This is a genomic window from Chitinophaga sp. 180180018-3 (genome assembly GCF_037893185.1).
Taxonomy (GTDB): Bacteria; Bacteroidota; Bacteroidia; order Chitinophagales; family Chitinophagaceae; genus Chitinophaga.
The window spans coordinates 2,832,941-2,849,751 of sequence record NZ_CP140772.1 but is presented as its reverse complement, the minus strand read 5'-3'; the positions used below and the strand labels follow the sequence as shown (position 1 = coordinate 2,849,751).

At 49.0% G+C, this 16,811-nt stretch carries 13 protein-coding genes; 7 read left to right on the top strand and 6 right to left on the bottom strand.

The genetic code is table 11. From position 1 onward, the window contains the following. Positions 1-27: 27 nt before the first annotated feature. From UNH61_RS11180 to UNH61_RS11165, 4 genes are all read right to left on the bottom strand, one after another. Positions 28-1,749, bottom strand: a complete 1,722-nt coding sequence (locus tag UNH61_RS11180; RefSeq protein ID WP_339070957.1) for a RagB/SusD family nutrient uptake outer membrane protein — start codon at positions 1,747-1,749, stop codon at positions 28-30. Positions 1,750-1,770: 21 nt separating this feature from the next. Further along, entirely contained in the window at positions 1,771-5,037 is a 3,267-nt protein-coding gene (locus UNH61_RS11175; protein ID WP_339070956.1) for a TonB-dependent receptor, read from the bottom strand. Positions 5,038-5,279: 242 nt separating this feature from the next. After that, entirely contained in the window at positions 5,280-6,410 is a 1,131-nt protein-coding gene (locus tag UNH61_RS11170; RefSeq protein ID WP_339070955.1) for a FecR domain-containing protein, read from the bottom strand. A 66-nt stretch (positions 6,411-6,476) separates the two neighbouring features. Further along, on the bottom strand, positions 6,477-7,070 hold the full coding sequence (locus tag UNH61_RS11165; RefSeq protein ID WP_339070954.1) for an RNA polymerase sigma-70 factor: 594 nt from the start codon (positions 7,068-7,070) through the stop codon (positions 6,477-6,479). 320 nt (positions 7,071-7,390) lie between these two features. Here UNH61_RS11165 and UNH61_RS11160 point away from each other — a divergent pair, with 320 nt between their 5' ends. The 3 genes from UNH61_RS11160 to UNH61_RS11150 all read left to right on the top strand — a co-directional run bounded on the left by UNH61_RS11160 (position 7,391) and on the right by UNH61_RS11150 (position 9,472). Further along, complete coding sequence (locus UNH61_RS11160) at positions 7,391-8,065, top strand: glycoside hydrolase family 25 protein (protein ID WP_339070953.1); 675 nt, start codon at positions 7,391-7,393, stop codon at positions 8,063-8,065. Positions 8,066-8,214: 149 nt separating this feature from the next. Next, on the top strand, positions 8,215-9,075 hold the full coding sequence (locus UNH61_RS11155) for a YwqG family protein (protein ID WP_339070952.1): 861 nt from the start codon (positions 8,215-8,217) through the stop codon (positions 9,073-9,075). Between the two features lie 7 nt (positions 9,076-9,082). Then, positions 9,083-9,472 (top strand): hypothetical protein, encoded by a 390-nt coding sequence (locus UNH61_RS11150; RefSeq protein WP_339070951.1) that lies wholly within the window; start codon positions 9,083-9,085, stop codon positions 9,470-9,472. On the opposite strand, the gene UNH61_RS11145 is transcribed toward UNH61_RS11150, so the two are convergent. After that, positions 9,473-9,880 carry an NUDIX domain-containing protein gene (locus UNH61_RS11145; protein WP_339070950.1) on the bottom strand — a complete coding sequence of 136 codons (408 nt, stop codon included), beginning with the start codon at positions 9,878-9,880 and terminating at the stop codon, positions 9,473-9,475. Between the two features lie 158 nt (positions 9,881-10,038). Here UNH61_RS11145 and UNH61_RS11140 point away from each other — a divergent pair, with 158 nt between their 5' ends. Further along, positions 10,039-10,797 carry a DUF2314 domain-containing protein gene (locus UNH61_RS11140; RefSeq protein ID WP_339070949.1) on the top strand — a complete coding sequence of 253 codons (759 nt, stop codon included), beginning with the start codon at positions 10,039-10,041 and terminating at the stop codon, positions 10,795-10,797. A 50-nt stretch (positions 10,798-10,847) separates the two neighbouring features. Here the strand turns inward: UNH61_RS11140 and UNH61_RS11135 are convergent, their stop codons facing one another. Beyond that, positions 10,848-11,411 (bottom strand): GNAT family N-acetyltransferase, encoded by a 564-nt coding sequence (locus UNH61_RS11135; protein ID WP_339070948.1) that lies wholly within the window; start codon positions 11,409-11,411, stop codon positions 10,848-10,850. Positions 11,412-11,508: 97 nt separating this feature from the next. On the opposite strand from UNH61_RS11135, the gene UNH61_RS11130 reads away from it, so the two are divergent. From UNH61_RS11130 to UNH61_RS11120, 3 genes are all read left to right on the top strand, one after another. Then, positions 11,509-12,120 (top strand): sigma-70 family RNA polymerase sigma factor, encoded by a 612-nt coding sequence (locus UNH61_RS11130; protein ID WP_339070947.1) that lies wholly within the window; start codon positions 11,509-11,511, stop codon positions 12,118-12,120. Positions 12,121-12,191: 71 nt separating this feature from the next. Beyond that, the gene (locus tag UNH61_RS11125; protein WP_339070946.1) at positions 12,192-13,349 is read left to right on the top strand and encodes a FecR domain-containing protein; all 1,158 of its coding nucleotides are present in this window, start codon (positions 12,192-12,194) and stop codon (positions 13,347-13,349) included. Between the two features lie 188 nt (positions 13,350-13,537). Beyond that, the gene (locus UNH61_RS11120; protein WP_339070945.1) at positions 13,538-16,807 is read left to right on the top strand and encodes a SusC/RagA family TonB-linked outer membrane protein; all 3,270 of its coding nucleotides are present in this window, start codon (positions 13,538-13,540) and stop codon (positions 16,805-16,807) included. Positions 16,808-16,811: the final 4 nt, after the last annotated feature.

The following is a 16,811-nucleotide window of genomic DNA, read 5'->3' as shown; positions in this document are numbered from 1 at the left end:
GAATTAACAGGATATGATTGAGTTTGATTACCAACCGGGGTTTTGCGTCAGTACCTGCCGGTTCTTATCAATTTCGCTTTGAGGTATCGGGAAAAGGTAGTGTTTATTCTTATCGAATACGCGGCTTGTCCATACGGGATAAGAGAATTTCCCGGTGGTAGTTACGCTGATCCTGTGCACAGGGCCGTTATCTGTACGTTCTGCGATTTTCCATCTTCTTACATCCCAAAAGCGTTGGTTTTCCAACACCAGTTCTATCTTTCTTTCATGACGGATCTTCTCACGCATAGCGGCCTGGCTCAATCCAGCCGGCAATGCGGGCATACCGGCTCTGGAGCGGATTTTATTAATAGCAGTATACACTTCTGCATCAGGGCCTGTTGCTTCATTTCTTGCTTCTGCATAGTTCAGATACAGCTCTCCCACCCTGAATACTATAAACCGCCGTTGACTGAAACCGGAGCCACTGAAAAGGTTATGCTCTTCCTGAATGTATTTACGCCAGAAATAATTGACACGGGGTTTATCGGTGCTGTAGTCTGTTCCGCCAGGTGCTACATTTACAGTTCGTCCTTTCCAGGTGGCACCGTGGTACAGGACAGTCTGGTAAAAACGCGGATCCCGGTTATCGAAGGGATGATCCGGATCGTATCCTGCAGCAGGATTAATGATCTGCGCACCACTGGCATCGTAGCCGGTAACGGGTATCTCTCCATTCAGCATTTCATAGGAGTCTACCATTTCTTGCAGCGGACTTTCGCCATACCATCCACCGGTGCCCAGGGAGCCAGACCAGAAATCCCAGTAGTTACCATTGCCTTCGTAAGGGCCGAAGCTCGACCAGATGGTTTCCGGATTATTCATTTCCAGGAATACCCTTTCGTAGGCTCTTTTGCCACCATTGTCGGTTACACATAATGCGTAACCATTGGCCAGCGCAAAATCGATCGCTTCTTTGGATGCATCCATTGCCTTATTCCATCTCGCCTGATCATGGCCCGGATTAGATAATTCGCTGGCATAATAGAGGTATAACCTCGACAGCAACGCTTTAGCGGTAGCAGATGTAAAACGCCCGAAATCGGAAACATTCTGCGTTGCCGGCAGGTTAGCAATAGCAGCCTGCAAATCCTGATCAATAAATGCGATCACGTCACTTATTTTGCTTCGCGGTATGTTAATATTTTCCGTACCTCCTGGTTTCAACGGATTCTCTATGATGGGCACTTCTCCCCACATGGTATACAACAGGAAATAGTAGTAAGCCCGCAGTCCGTGGGCTTCTCCCAGCATTCTTTTCTTCTTGCTGCCGGTTGATTGCCCGGATACTTCTTCCGGTATGCGCTGATAATTTTTCAGGAAGACGTTAACTTTCCTGATAGACGCGTAATATGCGAACCACGACCAATCCAGCGGAAACGCTACAGGGTTCCAGTTACCGCTGTTAAATGCCACCGCGGTATTATCCAGTCCCCACATACCTGCACCTTCATCCGTAGCAGAACCCAGGTTATAGTAACCACTCTTATCATTTTTATTCCGGTACACGAGCGTCGGCACTTCGCGGTAAGCGTTGTTGAGAAACGCTTCCGCATTATCGATATTACTGAATACTTTGTCTTCGTCGATCAGATCGCTGGGAGCGCGTTCCAGGAAGTCTTTTCTACAGGAAGAAAAAGTCAGGATCACCACAGCCACCAATGCCGCCATCTTCGCGGAATACAGCCTGATATTTATTTTTGCTAACATAATATTTTCCGGTTAATCGTTTTATAATCTGATATTGACACCCATATTAAACACCCGCTGCAGCGGATATGGCAGATTCCAGGAGCCGGCGGCTTCGGGGTCGCGGTCCTTGATCCAGAGCTTATCCCATATTGCCAGATTCTGCCCGTTGAGGAATATCCTGGCATAGTCTATCTTCACCCGCTTCAGTAATGATTTGGGCAGCTGATAACCTATTTCAGCATTCCGGAGTTTCAGGTAGTCAGTTTTGAACAGATAAAAATCGGAGGTGAGTGTGTTATTGGAAGACTGTTTCGCGCCCGGAACCTTCGCATTGTCGGGGTTTTCGGGGGTCCATCGTTGTAACTGTATGCGGTCGTTTACACGAGGTACGTAGGTAGCAGTACCGCCGGCAGCGCCGTTCAGCAGCAGGCTGATATCGAGCCCTCTCCAGGATGCACCTATCGACAGGCCACCCATATAACGGGGCACGTTCTGCACCTGTATGGGCACACGGTCGAATGCGTTGATGACGCCGTCGTGATTAACGTCGAGGTATTTAATATCGCCGGGAATGGTTTTATTGTCGAACGATTGTGTGGGGCTGTTCTTGATATCTGCGTCATCCTTGAAAAAGCCGATAGCCTTATAGCCAAGTACATAGCCTACTTCGTAGCCTCTCAGATCCTGATAGGGAAATGCCGGTGCAGGCTGATCGTTCTGTAATACTTTATTGCGCGCGTAGGTGAACTGCAGGTTGGCAAACATGCTGACTTCTTTCCAGGCCTTATTAAAACGCAACTCTCCATCCAATCCCTTATTCACGACTATGCCGCTGTTAAGTGGTGCCAGACCGCTGATACCGAGGTAATCGGGTACCCGCTGCGGATCGGTGAGGATATTGGTTCTTCTTTCATGGAAAACATCGAAGGTCAGCTGTATCATATCGTGCGGTAATATCGACAGCTCCAGCCCGGCATTGGCTTTAGCAGAGTGTTCCCAGGTAACGGCCGGGTTCCCCACCCTTGCTTCATTGTAGCCGCCTTTGAATTCGGGATTCACGCCGAAGTTATAGCCATCGCCCGGCGCGAAATCGTTCAGATACAGCCAACGTTGTCCGCCTATCTTATCATTTCCTACCATACCATAGGAAGCGCGGAACTTCAGGTAACGGAGCAGGTTATTGCCTTTCAGGAAAGATTCTTCGCTGGCCACCCATCCTACGGATGCGCTGGGGAAGAAGCCATAGCGACTGCCTTTCGGAAAGTTTTCGGAGCCGTTGTATCCCAGGTTGGTTTCTACAAAATAACGGGATTTGTAGCCATAGGTAACGCGGCCGCTGACACCCTGGTAAGCATAAGGCAGGTCGAAGTTAAACACCCGCAGCGTGCGGTTGGCCAGCACCTGGGCAGTTACCGCATGATCATTCCAGTTTTTGGCATAGTTCAAACGGGCATCTATATACGTAGATCTTTCAATGTTGTTGTTGCCGGAAGTAGACAACGTGGTGCCTATACGTGTTTGCTGATAAACCGGCTGTCCCTGGGCATCCAGCCCCTTGTACCAGTACGCCGGAAATTCCTGTGAACGGGAAACCGTGTTGTAGTTATTATTCTCGAAACTAAAAAATGCCTGTGCGCTTAACCCCGGTAATATAAAGTCGAGTTCATGCCGGGCGGAAATCGTACCATACATGACGTTGGTGGAATTGATATAGTAACCGCTTTGTGTTACCAACCCATAAGGGTTTCTCCAGTAGGGTATTTCTACATTACTGGCGGCGCCCAGCGTACCATTGGGGTTAAACACAGGCAGGGCGAAAGGAGGCATATTGTTGATCTGATTAAATACCTCGGTGAAGCTGGGCATAGGCCCTACGCGTTGCTCGAGACGGCCGGCCAGATCTACCTGCACCTGTAGTTTATCGGTGGCCTGAATATCGATATTGGAGCGGAAATTATAACGGTTGAAGTTACTGGCCTTGTCGTAGTTTTTCTTAAACAGATCGCCATGTTTTAATAAAGATGCCTGCCGGATATAGCTGCCGGAAACAAAGTAGCGTACTTTGTTGGAGCTGCCGGAGATATTGATGTTGTACTGATTCTGGGCTGCTGCTTTCTTAAGGATTTCATCATACCAGTTTACATCGGGATATAAATAAGGATCAGATTTATCTTTCACGATCTTCAGTGCCTCATCGCTGAAACGCTGAACAGATCCGTTGTTGCGGTCGTAGTCATTAAAATAGAGCGCACTTTCGTAAGTGTTCATCGGGCGTGGCAGCCGCATCACCTGTTGTACACCCTGTTGAGCGGTGAAATCGATAGCCGGTTTCTGGCCTGATCTGCCGCGTTTCGTGGTAACTACAATCACGCCGTTTGCGCCCTGTATGCCATATAAGGCGGAAGAGCTGGCGTCTTTCAGAATAGATACAGATTCCACTTCATTGGGATCGATCTGGCTGAAGCTGCCCTGTCCTCTCGGCAAACCGTCGATCACCACCAGCGGAGCCGTGTTGCCGCCGTAGGTAGCAATTCCCCTGATGTACATGGCAGCGGCGTCTTCTCCGGGCTGACCGGACGACTGTACGGTGATCAGGCCAGGCAGGCGGCCTGCCAGCGCGTTGTTAAGATTGGCTACCGGACTTTGTTTCAGCTCTTTCGTTTGTATGGTAGACATGGCCCCTGTAACGGAGCGTTTGGTTTGCCGGAAGTTCATGCCCACCACCACTACTTCGTTCAGGCCTTCGCCTTCGGTGTCTGTGAGTGTAACGTTGATCGTGCGCCTGTTGCCGATGCCCAGCACCTGTTGCTGGTATCCGATGAACTTCACAATGAGACTGTCTGTGCTATGTACCCTGATACTGAACGACCCGTCTATGCCCGACGTAGTACCGGTTTTTTTATCCTTCACGAGGATGGTAGCGCCCGGAACAGGCGCGCCTTTCTTATCGGTGATGGTACCCGAAACCGGCAGCAGGGTATCTGCTACGGCTGGCGCCGGCAGTTTACGCGTGGCCGTTCGCCTGATCGTAATATTGTTTTCATCCATCACAAAACTGATGGGCTGATCTTTCACACATAGCAATAGTACCTGCCGGAGGTCCATGTCTTTCACCTGGATGCTCACGGGTCTGGTATAACGTATGGCATCTTCTTCATAAAAAATAGAGATACCTGTTTGCCTCGTGATCTCAGGAAATACGGCCTGCAGGGCTGCATCTTTCACTGACAGGGTCACTTTTTGAGAGAACCCTGTAGCGCAGACGTGCAGGCAGAAAATAAGTAAACATGCAGCGGTCATTTTCATAACCAGGAAAATTTTGGTTGACAGCACCCGCATCGCCGGGGCTTTTCCGGTAACGTTTAAATACATACTTTTGTGGCGTTTGGTGATACTTAAATAGTCTTGCTCAGATTTTTAGGGATACCAGATATTATCCGGATTCCGACTGCAATCGGGATCCGTTTTTTTGGTAGCCGGATGTTAGTTCATACGTGGATCACTTTTGTGTTAAGCATTTTGATTGTTGATTTTCATTGTTCCTGTTTTTATTCATTCAGCAGGATCACTTTCCTGCCGCTTATTTTAAAATGATGCGTGCCATCCGCTTCCAGCAAACGGAGTACGCTCCGGAGATCTTTCTTCCTGCTGATACTACCGCCGTATAGTTTTGAATTATCGTTGTTCTCGTTTACAATTTCCACATCATACCAGCGTCCTACTTCCCTTAGAATGGAAGCCAGATCTGTATTATTGAATACGAACAAACCACTCTTCCAGGCAAGTACCTTATTGATGTCGGCGGGTTTCACGGTAAAGGCATCCTGCCGGCCGTTCAACAGGGCCTGCTGCCCGGGTTTCAGCAATACATTTTCGCTGCCTGCACTCACCTTTACGGCTCCCTCCACCAGGGTGGTATTGATGGTAGCTTCGTCTGTATAAGCCATGATATCGAAGCCGGTACCCAGTGCTTCCACCACCATATTGTTCACCTTTACTTTAAACGGCTGACCTGCGTGATGTGCTACTTCAAAATAAGCCTGACCGGTGAGGGTCACCATCCGCTCGGGGCCATTAAATACAACGGGATATTGCAGGCTGGAGGCCGCGTTCAGCCATACGTTGGTACCGTCGGGCAACACCACCTGAAACTGTCCGCCTTTGGGGGTGCGTAGCGTATTTATCTCCACATGGGTGCTGCTGCTATTTACGGTGTATTGCAGGCGCCCGTTCATTTGCTGTATCGTAGTGCTGCCCTGCTGCACGCGACGGTTTCCGGCACTATCGAGTGGAATCACCGATCCGTCGGCGAGCGTGAGCGATGCGTTGCTGCCTCCGGGTTTTATCACCACCGCTACTGGCCGTGCATCCCGGCGAACATGATCATGCCAGTACCAGGCGCCCGCTCCGATGAAAAACACCGCAGCGGCGGCTACTGTCAATCGTTTCAGCAGCTTCCTGATCCTGCCGGGTTTCACGCGCTCCGCAATACCTTCGAGGATCATCTCCTTTTCACCGGGGAGGGCAAGTCCGTTCCATTCCTCTTCTTCCAGCATGACCCGGATACCTTCCTCCAGCTGTGTTTCCTCCTTATCCAGCAACGTCATGAACTCCCTTACTTCCTCTTGTGTAAGCGTGCCGGCAATATACCCTTCCCATAAAGTGTTGAATCGGGTCATAATAATGCTTGTAATAGTAAAGACGCCGGCAGGATCACCTGGTATGACACGACCGGAAAAAATTTTTTAAAGGAACGCCCGTATGAGGCAAATGATCAGCAATATGCCGGTGGCATGGCCCTCGAGATACAACCGGATGGCCGTCAGGGCTCTCGACATATGAGTTTTAACGGTATTACGGGAGATATTAAGATGCGCAGCAATCTGCTCCTGGCTCCAGCCTTCTTCGCGGCTTAATTCGTAGACCTGCCGTTGTTGTTCCGGCAAACGGGCTACTGCTGCGTTCAGCAATGCAGCAGATTCTTTATACAAAGCGGGATGATCGGCATGAAAAGGACTTTCGCTGAAATACTCTTCCAGTTCCGCCACAAAAGCAGGCTGGCGGCTTTTTTTCCTCAGTTCACTGAAAATATGATTACGGGCGACGATAAACAGAAAGTTACGGAAGTTGTCTTTTTCCTCCAGCGTTTCACGCATCAGCCAAAGCCTGACGAAGATCTCCTGCACCATGTCACGCGCCATTTCCCGCGACCGGGTAAGTGTGAAAGCCACACCATAGATGTTATCCCAGTATTCATCGAATAACTGCTTAAATGCCTGCTGGTCGCCGGCCGCAACTGCGCGCAGTAATATCTGTTCTTTGTCTGATTTAATTTGCATCCCCCAAAAAGCTGCTCCCCCTTACATTGATTTGGTTGAACGCGCTGATTAAAAATAGTAAAAAAACAATTCGATTCATACGGAGCAGCAGCAACACTGCCGGATATTATCTTTTTTGTTATCTCTCTCCTAAATCCCGGGTAAAATACCTATATTTATTACAACTTTAGAAAGCTGATTTTTAATCAACAGCTCAGCATAACGAGAAGATATCAGCGCTGTCAGGATTAACCCCGGAAAAACTTCCCTGAATAGATGCACCCCAAAGAAGTCCTGACAACTTAAATGAAACACATTGTTTATATGAAAACCGAATGAAAATGGCAGACAAAATCATTGACGTTTCCAGCAACAACAACAGCATTGACTGGCGCAAAGCTGCGGGCGACGGCGTTACCGACGTTATCATACGCCTGTCGCTGGGTACCGGAACAGTCGACAAAAAAGCAGCAACGAATGCTAAAGCTGCACAGGCAGCAGGCATCAGGGTGAGTTATTATCACCTGGGCTACCCCGACCACGGTACTGGGGGCACCCTCACCCCGGAAGAAGACGCCACACAGGAGGCGGGGCATTTCACCTCGCTGTTCGGCAATAACGCCCTGCCGGCGCCCCGCTGGCTGGCGATCGACCTCGAGAAAATGAGTACCGGCTGGGATACGCCGTTGAACAAAACCGATTATCTCAACTGGCTCATCGTTTTCCTGAATGATGTTTATAATACCACAGGTATCCCCTGTATGATCTATTCCAATAAGCCTTATCTTGACGCACATCTTCCTGCCAGTCATACCCTCGGGAAAATGCACCTGTGGATTGCTAACTATAATAAAGTTTCCACTCCTCCCTTACCTAAAGGCTGGACGGATTATTTCCTGTGGCAATATACCGCCAAAGCAACGATTAACGGGATTCCCGGTCCTTGCGATATGAGCAAAACAGCGGTATCATTACACCTCGAGAAATTGCGAAAAAAAGTAAGCACAGTACGTTAAGTACAGATGGCTATGCCGGAGTCTATAGCCCCGGCATAGCTTGCTCCTGCTTCTGCTGCTGAAGAAATTCCTGTTCGTTTCGCTGTTAACCTGAAAAATGGGTAATTTGCGAAGCAGTAAACCATTGTTGTGACAAGAAAAATTAGCATATGGAACTAAACGAGCAGGGCTTAAAAGCGCTGATAAAGGAGTCGAGCCTGGAATTAATGGAAAGCTATCTTGCTGAAACAACGAAGTCCGTAACCCGGCTATCGTACAGCGAAAAAGAAAATTACCATACTGCCGGCAACAACCGTATAGCAGGCTTTCCGGATCTGCCTGCAGGCTTTCAATGGCCTCTGACCAAAGAGGGAGGCCGGATGACCTTCATTGCGCAACTGGATCTCGCCACGTTAAACTCCGCAGATCCTTTGCAGCTGCTGCCTGCCAATGGCATGCTGTATTTTTTTATGGGCATAGATGAACCGGCGTATAACATTGAACATAAGGTAATCTGGGTGCCCTCGAAGGACGATCTCGTACTCACCAGGCCCGAAGGATCCACTATACTGGATGATACATACGAACCTTTCACCGGCTGGAAATTCAATGCTGTTAAATCCCTCATGCCGCCTAATTACAATTACCTGGAAGAAGAGCTTACGGATGAAGCATTTGAAGCGTATGAAGATATGACAAAACAACTAAATACCTCTGCAGGCCTGATGTGGGGCTATCCTGCCGGCCAGCACAGCGACAGTGAAATTGAAGCTGCCATCAATATCATCCTGAAAAAATACTACGACTACAAACCCGCCAATGCACGCCAGGCACTATTGAAACATTTCAGCGGAGATGAGGCGGCGTTGGATCATGAATTAAATAATATGCTGATGCTGCTGGAGCTCGACAGTGCTGATGAAACAGGTTTCCTTTGGTGGGATGCAGGTTGTATCCATTTCTTCATAAGAAAAGAAGATCTGCTGAACCGTAATTTCGATAATACTTATCTTTCACTATATAGTTCCTGATGCTGTTATGACCAGGTTGTTGCCCATCGTATGCCTGATACTTCTGCCGTTCTTTGCCTTCTCGCAGAAAGCTTATGAGCAGGTATTCTACAAGGGCAGCATGCCCGGTTACACCATACAGTTTATATTGGGCGATGGATATGTAGGTGCCAGTTGTGTGCGTTTAACCAACAGCAAAAACAAAAAGAGATATTTTTACCGCCCGGAATATCTGGCGCCTGATGAAGAAAAGAAGATAAAATTTCTGCACTACAACGGGCTGAAACCAACAGCAGATTATTTTATCATGGAAGGAATGGAAGATGTTTACGAGGGCGAGGCGCCACACCGATTATACGGTAACTACTATACGAAGGGCAAGGTACAACGGATCACGATAACACGGTACAAGCCCTGATCATCCGTCTACCAGCCCGTCTTGCTGCAATTTTTCAAATGCCAGCAATACCCCTTTCACCTGGTGGATTTCGTTTTTGTAAGATGCGGGCGTGAAGTATCTGATTGCTTCGATCTCTGCGGAGGGCCTTGGCTCCTGCTGCAGGTCGTGTATAAAACAATGTTGTTTCATCAGTAACTCCTGCTCTCCGAAGGCTGGTGCTTCGATATAGTAATACCATTGAAGCGTTTCTTCGGGCAGATCTATATTCAGCTCTTCCCGTACTTCCCGCTTCAGCGCTGCCACAGGAGTTTCTCCTCTGTCAATTTTTCCTCCGGGGAGGTACCAGGCCTTTTTATTGCTGCTGAAGGCGAGCAATAGTTTCCGTTCTTTTACGACAATCAGTCCGGCACAGTCGATATACTTCATGCGGCAAAGGTAGGATGCAACGGGGAAAATACAAACGGAAAGGAGCATACGCTGATTAATGATAATTCCCTATCTTAGCCTGACTGTATTTAGTACCCGGTTAATCCCAGACGGAACATGCACCCATAACACACAAACATCATTTTAACTATATCAGGATGGAAGAGAACAAAATATTTTATGCCGAAGCAAGTGATGAAGGCATGGAAAGAGCCTTTGAAAAAGCCAGGGAAACATTCAAATATTTCTGGCGGGAATCGTCCTGGGAACAACACAGAATCGTTCCGGCACTGGGGATGGCTGCTGTTAAAATTGCTTTCAGCCAGGAAACCGATGACCCTGGTAAACCAATCGTAGAACATATGTGGGTAAATGAAGTGGGCTTCGATGGCGACAATATTTTCGGGGTGCTCATCAACAGTCCCAATGATCTGACCAATGTACGGGAAGGTGATCATATCGCCGTTCCCTTGTACCAGCTCAGCGACTGGCTGTTTACGACCATGCACAAAACCTTCGGCGGTTTTACCATCCACTATCTCCGGTCGCAGATGGATGATGCGGAACGTAAGGAGCACGACGAAGCCTGGGGACTGGATTTCGGGGATTTCAATAATATTGAAGTCGTGACAAAGCAGGGAGAACATCCTGAATACCTCGTGGAACACCCGATGAGTATTAACATGAAGGATAAACTGAAAGAATTCCTTACTGCTCATCCTGCCGAAATCAATGCTGCTAACGAGGACGGGTATACGTTTTTGCATCGCGAAACAATTGCAGGTAATAAATCAAGCGTGGAAGCGCTGCTTGAAGCAGGCGCTGACCGGCAGGCCGTAACCCGGGCTGGCAAAACAGCCCTTGATTTCGCGCGGCAACTGAAATGGGAACACCTGATTCCTGTGCTGGAAAAATAACTGACAGGGGCGTGATGCCCCTGTTGCTTCAAAAGAAGCAACAAACGAAGCTAGAATGTTCTGAGCATGAACAACTCCCCATATTCAAAAGCCAGTGTAGCGTATACTTCGAACCCATGACGCTGGTACCAGTTCACATTTTCCGGCATCGACGTTTCAAGATAAACCGGGCGACCGCTGCTATTGATCACCTCTTTCAGCAGCCTGCTGCCTGCTCCCCGATGTTGCTCCGCAGGCGTCACCCCAATGAACCATAGATAGTTCATCTTTATGGCAGGATACATTTTTTTGATACGCGCCTCGCGCTGCAGCGTTTTACGGATGCCCGACAGGCCGGTCACCTGGCATATCAGCCGGATATCCCACCAGATCGTCTGAAGACCGGTTTTCTTTTTATCCGGCAGTAAGGTAAGGACGCAGGCATTCCTGTCTTCCGAAAGATAAACAACGCCAGATAACAAGCAAACATCAAACGAATACTCCATCAGCTTCCTGATGCGGGCCATTCGTTCATTTCCTTGTTTTACAATATAGTTTACACTTTTATTGGTGTCGAAAGAAGCGGTGAGTATCTCTACTACCCTGTTTTTGTCGGATGACGTGGCGGTAATCATAGATGCTAAATGTAAATAAAATACTATAACCATGGCAGATTATTAAAATGCCATATATACTATGTATTTTCAACCTTGCATTTTACTTTAAAGCCCATTGTATAACGATAACATAAATACAGAATATGAGCTGTTGCTGCAGGTGTCGGATGGCGACCGGCAGGCATTCCGGCAGTTATTTGAAACTTATTGGGATCAGGTGTTCGGCTCCTGTCTTCATCTGACCAAATCTCCTGAATTGGCCAAAGATCTCAGCCAGGATATTTTCCTGAAAGTCTGGGATCATCGTGATAAATTACCGGATATAAAGAATTTTAAAGGATACCTGTTCACCATTGCCCGGAACATGGTACGGGACCAGCTCCGGACAACGGTATTCCGGGAATCGAACCGGGAATTCCTGCAGGAGTACTTCTCGGGCAATGCTATCTCTCCGCAACAGCTGCTGGAACGCAAGCAGTTGGGACACCAGGTACAGGCTGCTATCAAGAGCCTGCCCCCCAAACTGCAACAGGTATTTACACTCAGCCACCTGGAAGGCCTTAGTCACAAAGAAATTGCGGGCCGGCTGGAAATCTCCCCGCTGTCGTCCAAAACCTATATGGTACGTGCATTGCTCCTGTTGCGAAAGCTGCTGGTGAATGACCCCGACAACCTGTTTATAATTACTTTACTATACCTGGGCCATGCTTATTTTCATTTTTTTTGAAAATGGATGTTTTCCTTTTTAAAGGAGATCCGTCTTTGTAATAAAGACCGGCATAGCCCACTAACGGACAAATGATGCACAAAGACGAATTTGAGCAGTTACTTAGAAAGTACCGCGACGAACAGCTGAATGAAGACGAGCTGGCGTTGTTGTATGAGTATATACATCAGGGTGCCTTTCCCGAAGTGGTGGATCATTGGCTGGAGGAAACCTTCCATGATCCGGCCTACGCCGGCAGTGCCCGGGACTACGCACCTGCGGATATTTTTGCCGCAATGGAATCGCGCATGGGCCCGGAAAAGAAGGTGTTTCCCTGGTGGAAAGCAGCAGTGGCGGCAGCGGCAGTATTGTTATCAGGTATTTGCGTGTATTGGTTCAGTCGCCCGGCACATGCTCCCACGCCCATCCCGGTAGCCATCCATTTCGATGCGCCTCCCGGGAAAAGTGGTGCCATGCTTACACTTGGCAGCGGGCAACAGATATTGCTGGATAGTGCCGGAAACGGGCGGCTGGCCAGGCAGGGCGCCACGAACCTTCAGAAGGAAGAAGGGCAGCTTAGTTATCAGCGCCAGCGCGGATCTTCGGGGGATTCGCTGGTGTACAACACCGTATCTACTCCCCGGGGCCGGCAATTCAGGCTGGTGCTGGCCGATGGTACACATGTGTGGCTGAATGCCGGCAGCCAGATCAGGTTCCCTGCGGCGTTCACCGGAAAAGAAAGACGCGTAGACATCAGCGGGGAAGCCTATTTCGAGGTGAAGCCCGATCCTGAAATGCCTTTTATTATACAGGCACATAGCGCACAGATACGGGTGCTGGGTACCAGCTTCAACGTTGCCGATTATGATGATGAAAAAAATATGACTACCACGTTATTGGAAGGGTCCGTGAAAATACACACTACCTCCACTGCTATGCTCCTGCAACCCGGTCAGCAGGCCAGCATCGAAAAAAATACCGGGAAATTATCAGCCAAAACCGTTGATACGGAACAAGCCGTGGCGTGGACAAAAGACCGCCTGGCATTGAATAATACGGACTTTGCAGAGCTGATGCGCCGCATCTCCAGATGGTATGATGTGGATGTTGTATATGCCGGCAAAGTGCCGGATATACATATCGGCGGCTCTCTGCACAGAAATGTCAACCTCTCAGTGGTATTGGAATTCCTGGGAGAAAACGGCGTGCATTATACTACCAACGGAAAAACAGTGACAATACTTCCCTGATGTGAAGTATTCATTTCTATCACCCATATAAACCACGTGTATGAAAACTTAAATCTAACTATGTCAGTATGGTCCACATAAAAAAGGATCCTGATTGCCCTCAGGATCCTGAAACAGCGGACCTGTCTGTTAATTCAACCAATTTCAGGAAAATGACTGTTTAACAACTAATCCACTTTTGCAAAAGTATGCAACTACTCGTTTATGGCAAAGTACTTGCCAGGGGAACTCGTTTGCCTTCCAAATTGCCACTTATCATGAAACTAACCGCTGTTTTGCTTTTAGCAGGTGCACTCCACGTGTGTGCAGCAGGTTACTCCCAGGGACTGACTATTTCAGCCAGGAATATTACCCTGGAGAAAGTTTTCAAGCTGATAGAATCCCGCTCCGATTATTCCTTTCTCTGGAATGAATCCGTGGTCGACAAATTCACTACGGTAACTGTGGATGTGAGGGATGCCTCTCTCGGCAATGCGCTGGATCAGGCCCTGAAAGGGCTTCCGCTTACTTATCGTATACGCGATAAGGTAGTTATTATTGAGCCTGTTCCTTTCAGGCCGGCTATTGCCGATACCACCGGTGTAGTGCGGGGGAAAGTGACGGATGAAAGCGGGCAGCCACTGGTAGGCGCTACGGTCACGGTCAAAGGAACAACGCGGGGTACCGTCACCAACGAAAAGGGAGATTTCTCCCTGCCGCGAACCACAGCCGGCATTTCCCTCGTAGTATCATTTGTGGGCTATACCGAAAAAACCGTTGCAGTAGGCAACCGTGGCGATATTCGTATAGCCCTTTCCATGAGCGGCGTCAACCTGGGCAATGTAAATGTGATCAGCGTGGGCTATGGCACACTCAACAAAAAGGAAGTGTCGAGTGCCATCACGCACCTGAGCTCCAATGAGCTGCTGTCGGTAGGCGGCAACGGTGCACTCATGTCCATGCAGGGAAAGGTAGCCGGCCTCACCATTGCCAACAGCGCGGCAGCTGATCCCAACTCCACCCCCAGCATCCAGCTGCGCGGCGTTTCCTCCCGTGATGCAGGATTAGGGCCTCTCTACGTGATCAACGGCATCCCCGGCGGCAACATCGATAACCTGAATCAGAACGATATCGAATCGATCGATGTACTCAAAGGCGGCGCGGCGTCTGCTATCTACGGTACCCGTGGCAGCAATGGCGTAATTGTAATCACCACCAAAAAAGGATCATCCGATTCACGCCTGTTCTATGATGGATACGTTGGCGTGGATTTCATCACCAATAAACTGCACGTGCTTTCGAAAGACGAATTCCTCGCACACAAACGGGGTGTCGACTTTGGCGGCAACACCGACTGGCTGAAGGCTGTCAGCCGCGATCCGGCACTTTCCCAGAAACACACGCTTCAGTTCTCCGGTGGCTCCGACCGTACCAACTATATGGCCTCGGTCGATTACCGCAAGGCTAATGGTATCGATTACCGCTCCTCAAAAGAAGAATATGGAGCAAGGCTCAATCTCAACCACAACTCCGCCAACGGACGATATAATGTAAGCCTCAACGTGGCGCCGAGAGTGGCTAAAACCAACCTGGCCGATTATAGTGCGTTCAACTACGCACTAACGTTGAACCCTACACTATCGCCCTACGACAGTGCCGGCAGATATGCTTATATTAAAACGGGATTCTTTGCGAACAACCCGGTGGAAGCCGCTAAAACAATACTTTCACAGCAGGAGATAAAATACCTCGATATCAACGGATCGTTTAAAGTGAACCTCCTGCCCGGATTGAATACGATCCTCACCGTAGGACAGGTGAACTCTTCTTTCCGCAAGATGGATTTCACCCCTAACACCAATACCAATGTGTCTGTCAGCAATGGAGGTACCGGTCGTAACTCGGCATCACAGGGCCTCGATGAAAACGACCAGAAGAGCTTCGAATGGATCGGTAATTATGCACTCGATGCTGGTATCCATTCCGTAAAACTGCTCGCCGGTTATTCTTTCCAGCAGTTCACTTCTTCCGGTTTTTCTGCTTCCAACCAGGATTTTCCTTCCAATGTGCTCACCTACAACAACCTGGGCTCCGGCCTCTGGAACCTGCAGCCAGGGCAGAACGGCGTTGGCTCCTATAAGAACAGCTCCAGACTCATCGCTTTCTTTGGCAGGGTAAACTACGATCTGGATCAGAAATATTTCCTGTCGGCCAGCCTCCGGCGGGAAGGTTCTTCCAAGTTCGGGCGCAACAACAAATGGGGATATTTTCCCGCAGTGTCCGCAGCATGGCGACTTACACAGGAATCATTCATGAAGAACGTACGGTGGCTGAATGAATTGAAACTCCGCGCCGATTATGGTGAAACAGGCAACCAGGATTTCGGTAATTATCTTTCACTGGATACCTATAGTGGTTATGGTTATTATGTTTTCAACGGCACCACTTACCAGGTATGGGGCCCAAGCCAGAACACCAATTATAACCTCCGCTGGGAAAAGGCGCTGAACTTCAACATAGGACTGGATTTCGACCTGCTCAACAACCGGATCAGCGGTAGCCTGAACTATTATATCCGCACCAACAAAGATCTGCTCGGATATTATGCGGTGTCCAATCCACCTAATATACAGGGGCAAACCTACGCTAACGTGGGTACCATGAAAAACACCGGGATAGAGCTGCAGGTGAACGCTACCGTGGTTAAACAGCGCGACTTTACGTACAGCGTGTCATTTGCGGGCGCCAGCAACAGCAATAAATTCGTGTCGTTCTCCAACGATCTTTTCAAAGGACAAACTTATATAGATGTGGTAGGGATGCCTGCCCCAGGCAGCCCGGGCAACCTGCAACGCCTGCAGGAAGACAGGCGCATCGGTAGCTTCTATGCCCTGAAATCGGCCGGGGTGGATGCTAACGGCGCCCTGCTGGTGTATAACAAAAAAGGCGAAGTGGTTACGGCAGACAAAGCCAACAACGACGATAAACAATTCGTCGGCAATGGCCTGCCTCAGTTTACCGCCAGCCTGGGTAACAGCTTCAGTTACAAAAGATGGGATCTGAGCATCTTCCTGCGCGGCTCTTTCGGCTACAAGGTCTTCAATACGGTAGCGTTTTATCTCGGTACACCGGCCACCCAATCGGATGCCAATGTGCTTACTTCTGCCTACAACGGCAGCAGGTATTCCAAACTGACCAATCCTTCTACCGGATCAGCCCTGTCGGACTATTTCCTGGAACCCGGGAGCTTCGTGAAAATCGCCAATGTTAATCTGGGATATACGCAGCCGTTACAGTTCAAATATGTACGCTCTCTGCGCATATATGCCACTGCCCGTAACCTGCACACCTTCACCAAATTCACCGGCGGCGATCCGGACCTGATCCCGGTGAACGGCCTGTATCCGGGTGTTAACAATTCATTGTCGTACTACCCGGCCACTACACAATTACTATTTGGTCTTCAACTTAACTTCTGAGAAC

Coding starts and splice junctions, on each gene's coding strand:
- UNH61_RS11170 (WP_339070955.1), bottom strand. CDS start 6,410: ATGACCCGATTCAACACTTTATGGGAAGGGTATATTGCCGGCACGCTT.
- UNH61_RS11150 (WP_339070951.1), top strand. CDS start 9,083: ATGACCAGGTTGTTGCCCATCGTATGCCTGATACTTCTGCCGTTCTTT.
- UNH61_RS11180 (WP_339070957.1), bottom strand. CDS start 1,749: ATGTTAGCAAAAATAAATATCAGGCTGTATTCCGCGAAGATGGCGGCA.
- UNH61_RS11120 (WP_339070945.1), top strand. CDS start 13,538: ATGCAACTACTCGTTTATGGCAAAGTACTTGCCAGGGGAACTCGTTTG.
- UNH61_RS11135 (WP_339070948.1), bottom strand. CDS start 11,411: ATGATTACCGCCACGTCATCCGACAAAAACAGGGTAGTAGAGATACTC.
- UNH61_RS11175 (WP_339070956.1), bottom strand. CDS start 5,037: ATGAAAATGACCGCTGCATGTTTACTTATTTTCTGCCTGCACGTCTGC.
- UNH61_RS11140 (WP_339070949.1), top strand. CDS start 10,039: ATGGAAGAGAACAAAATATTTTATGCCGAAGCAAGTGATGAAGGCATG.
- UNH61_RS11125 (WP_339070946.1), top strand. CDS start 12,192: ATGATGCACAAAGACGAATTTGAGCAGTTACTTAGAAAGTACCGCGAC.
- UNH61_RS11160 (WP_339070953.1), top strand. CDS start 7,391: ATGGCAGACAAAATCATTGACGTTTCCAGCAACAACAACAGCATTGAC.
- UNH61_RS11155 (WP_339070952.1), top strand. CDS start 8,215: ATGGAACTAAACGAGCAGGGCTTAAAAGCGCTGATAAAGGAGTCGAGC.
- UNH61_RS11165 (WP_339070954.1), bottom strand. CDS start 7,070: ATGCAAATTAAATCAGACAAAGAACAGATATTACTGCGCGCAGTTGCG.
- UNH61_RS11145 (WP_339070950.1), bottom strand. CDS start 9,880: ATGAAGTATATCGACTGTGCCGGACTGATTGTCGTAAAAGAACGGAAA.